Source organism: Komagataeibacter kakiaceti JCM 25156 (genome assembly GCF_000613305.1).
Genome location: NZ_BAIO01000189.1, coordinates 1 through 4,077, shown reverse-complemented (window position 1 = coordinate 4,077; position 4,077 = coordinate 1). Strand labels below are relative to the sequence as shown.

3 protein-coding genes and 1 pseudogene are annotated in these 4,077 nt (G+C 64.7%); 3 read left to right on the top strand and 1 reads right to left on the bottom strand.

Annotated features, from left to right (window positions below):
* A pseudogene (locus JCM25156_RS28860) lies at positions 1–118 on the top strand (OmpA family protein); the annotation flags it as partial.
* A gap of 76 nt (positions 119–194) precedes the next feature.
* A complete protein-coding gene (locus JCM25156_RS10300) occupies positions 195–794 on the top strand; it encodes a GtrA family protein (RefSeq protein WP_084296498.1) in 600 nt (199 codons plus the stop codon).
* Here JCM25156_RS10300 and JCM25156_RS10295 read toward each other — a convergent pair.
* A complete protein-coding gene (locus tag JCM25156_RS10295; RefSeq protein WP_242402592.1) occupies positions 716–1,495 on the bottom strand; it encodes a TenA family protein in 780 nt (259 codons plus the stop codon). The two genes, JCM25156_RS10300 and JCM25156_RS10295, sit on opposite strands and share 79 nt — an antisense overlap.
* Positions 1,496–1,586: 91 nt before the next feature.
* Between JCM25156_RS10295 and alaS the strand changes: the two genes are divergently transcribed.
* A partial coding sequence (alaS, locus tag JCM25156_RS10290; RefSeq protein ID WP_025813021.1) for an alanine--tRNA ligase occupies positions 1,587–4,077 on the top strand: 2,491 nt, incomplete at its 3' end.

Here is a 4,077-nt window from a genome sequence, read left to right as displayed (position 1 = left end):
CGGCGTGCCCGCCAACGCGATCGACATCCATGGTTATGGTGAAGCCCACCCGCTGGTGCCCACAGGCCCCGACACGCGTGAGCCCCAGAACCGCCGCGTCGAGATCATCCTGCACTGATCCGGCCCACAGGAAGGGAGCGGGTGACCGCTCCCTTTTTTTGTCTTTTTATTTCAGATCCCCTACCCTGCCGAGGATGCCCGCCGGGCATGAAAGAATCCGTCACGCATTTTTTCGACACCCTGTCCGCCAGCGGCAGGCGAAAGGAAGTGTCTTGTCCGCATCCTCCCGTGAAAAAGCCATACAATTTCTGAAATTCGGCGTTGTCGGCTTGCTGGGACTGGGTTGGGATACGACCGCCGTGTACACGCTCCGCCCCGTCGTGGGGCTGACCATCGCGACGATCTCGGCCTATTTCATCGCCGCTTCGATCAACTGGCTGATCAACCGGCTATGGACATTCCGCAAGGCGGGCAACCAGCATCATTTCATTATCCAGTGGCTGCGGTTCCTGGCCGGTAACTCGCTGGGGTTTTTCCTGAACCGGGGCTGCGTGTTCACGCTGTTCCATCTCTCCCCGGTCTTCAAGGCCTATCCCGTTCTGGCGCTCGCCGCGGGGGCCGCGACGGGCATGATGGCGAACTTCCATATCAGCCGGAAGCTCGTTTTCAACGCCACACCCTCCACCCCGCGCAAAAGTGCGACGGTCCTGCCGTTTCAGTCCGGGCGCGCGGTGGCCCAGAACGCGGTTTCCAACCGGACGGACGTGGCGAATTCCCCCAGCAAGACCGGATAACGCGCCTGCGCCCCACAGGCCGCGCCCACCTGGTCCAGCCGATGGATGCCCTCTTCCACCAGCGCCGTATAATCTTCCCCGCCATACAGCGCGATCCATGACCAGTAGGGATTCCCCTCCCGCTTCGTGGCCGGGTCCGCATGCAGCCGCGCGCCAAGCTCCGCGTAGCCGATCAGGCAGGGGGCCATTGTCACCAGCAGGTCAAGCAGGTCACCGGTCTGCGCGCGGTCGAGTATAAAGCGGCTGTAGGCAAGTAATTCCAGCGACTCCTGCGCCTGTTCAAGCGCCGCCTCATCTATCCCCCACCCGGCGCAATACGCCACATGCATGGACAGTTCGGTATCGAGTATGCCCGACAGGAGCTGGGCCGCGTGCCGCATGCCCGCCACCGTGTCCGATTTATGGACCGCGAGCGCGCACGCGCGGGCGTACTGGATCAGGTACAGGTAATCCTGGATTAGGAAATTCCTGAACGCGGCGGGCGCCAGCGTGCCATCCCCCACGCGCCTGACAAAGGGTGATGCACGAATTCCCGCCACTGCGCCATGCAGTCCTTCCGTAACCGCCCCGCCAGCCCCTGCGTCAGAAGTGGCCAGTCCCGTTCCGCCTGCCAGTCGTGCATTCCCGCATCCCTCCGTACCGTTGCATCTGCGCCCACGCACCCGGCCCGTCACGCACCGGCCATATGGCAGAACACGCATGTTCGTACTTCCGGTCTGGTGCTAGCTGCGCTAGGTGAGTGAATCCGGTTTTACATCTATATCTTCAATACAGGATCGTCTGTCTCCCGCCATGCCCACAACCAACGACATTCGTGCCACCTTCCTCGACTATTTTGCCGGGAATGGGCATCAGATCGTGCCGTCCTCGTCCCTGGTGCCGCACAACGATCCGACACTGCTGTTTACCAATGCTGGTATGGTGCAGTTCAAGAACGTGTTCACCGGGCAGGAAACGCGCCCCTATTCCCGCGCCACTACCGCCCAGAAGGTGGTCCGCGCGGGCGGCAAGCACAATGACCTGGACAATGTGGGCTACACCGCCCGGCATCACACCTTTTTCGAGATGATGGGCAACTTCTCGTTCGGGGACTATTTCAAGGCGGAAGCCATCGAACTGGCGTGGAATCTGGTCACCGGCACCTTCGGCCTGTCCCGCGACAGGCTGCTTACGACCGTCTATGCCGATGATGAGGAAGCCGCCAGCCTGTGGCGCAGGATCGCGGGCCTGCCCGATGACAGGATCATCCGCATACCCACATCCGACAATTTCTGGCGCATGGGCGATACCGGCCCGTGCGGCCCGTGTTCCGAGATATTCTATGACCACGGCCCCGAAGTGGCGGGCGGCCCGCCGGGCTCCCCCGATGAGGACGGCGACAGGTTTACCGAAATCTGGAACCTCGTGTTCATGCAGTATTTCGAAAACCCGCCCGGCACGCGCTCGCCCCTGCCGCGCCCGTCCATCGACACCGGGCTTGGGCTGGAACGCTTCGCCGCCATCTTGCAGGGCAAGCGCGACAATTATGACATCGACACCTTCCGCGCCCTGATCCTCGCCTCCGCCGAGGTGACGGGACAGGAACCCGATGGCCCGTTCAACGCCAGCCACCGCGTGGTGGCCGACCACCTGCGCTCCACCTCCTTCCTGATCGCCGATGGCGTGCTGCCCTCCAAGGACGGCCGGGGTTACGTCCTGCGCCGCATCATGCGCCGCGCCATGCGCCACCTGCACATGATGGGCACGACGGAACCGACCTTCTACCGTCTGGTCCCCGCCCTGATCCGCCAGATGGGCGAGGCCTATCCCGAACTGGTGCACGCCCGCGCCCTGATCGAGGAAACGATGCGCGGCGAGGAAGAACGCTTCAAGGCGATGCTTGACCGTGGCCTGTCGCTGCTGGCGGACGAGACGGAGCGGCTGGGCGATGGCGCGCCCCTGCCGGGTGATGTCGCGTTCAAGCTGTACGACACCTTCGGCTTCCCCCTTGACCTGACGCAGGACGCCCTGCGCGGCAGCAGCCATGACGTGGATGTGGCCGGATTCAACGAGGCCATGGACGTGCAGCGCAAACGCGCGCGCGCGGCCTGGAGCGGATCGGGCGACAGCGCGACCGAGACCGTGTGGTTCGAGGCGCGCGACACCTTCGGCGCGACCGAGTTCCTGGGCTACACCACCGAAACATCGGACGCCGAGGTCCAGACCGTCATCGTGGACAACGCGCAGGTGGATGCGGCCGGCCCCGGCACGAAGGTGGCGCTGCTGCTGAACCAGACCCCCTTCTATGGCGAAAGCGGCGGTCAGGTGGGCGATACCGGCACCATCACCGCGCCCGGCCTGCATATTGCCGTGACCGATACGCAAAAGAAGCTGGGCGACCTGCTGGTGCATTACGGCACGGTCATCGAAGGCACGATCCGCCCCGGCATGGCGGTTACGGCGCAGGTTGACCATGCCCGCCGCAGCGCCATCCGCGCGCATCATTCCGCCACCCACCTGCTGCATGAGGCCCTGCGCCGCCGCCTGGGCGCGCATGTAACGCAGAAGGGCAGCCTGAACGCCCCCGACCGCCTGCGTTTTGACGTAAGCCAGCCCCGCCCCATCACGCCCGAGGAACTGGCCAGCATAGAGGCCGAGGTCAACGCCCGCATCCGTGAAAACACGGAAGTGACCACACGCCACATGACGCCGGAAGAAGCCATCGAACACGGCGCGATGGCCCTGTTTGGCGAGAAATATGGCGATGAGGTGCGCGTGGTCTCCATGGGCGCGCCGGAGGAGGGCCGCGCCGGATGGTCGATCGAACTGTGCGGGGGCACCCATGTGCGCCGCACGGGTGATATCGGGCTGTTCCGCATCACATCGGAAAGTGGCGTCTCATCGGGCGTGCGCCGTATCGAGGCGGTGACGGGCCGCGCGGCGGAAAGTGCGACCGTCGCCACCGAGGAGCGCCTGGTGCAGATGGCCGCGATGCTGCGGGTTCCGCCCGCGGAGGCGCCCGAGCGCCTTGCGGTGCTGCTGGATGAGCGCAAGGCCATGGAACGCCAGATTTCCGACCTGCAGCGCAAGCTGGCCTCCGGCACGCAGGCCGCCACGACGGTGGAGGAAATCAACGGCATCCGCCTTGACGCGCGCAATGTGGGCGAACTGCCGCCCAAGGAACTCAAGCCGCTGGCGGATTCCCTGCGCACGGAAATCGGCTCCGGCGTCATCGCCCTGATTTCCATCGCCGATGGCAAGGGCAGCATCGTGGTCGCCGCCACCCCGGATCTGGCCGAGCGGG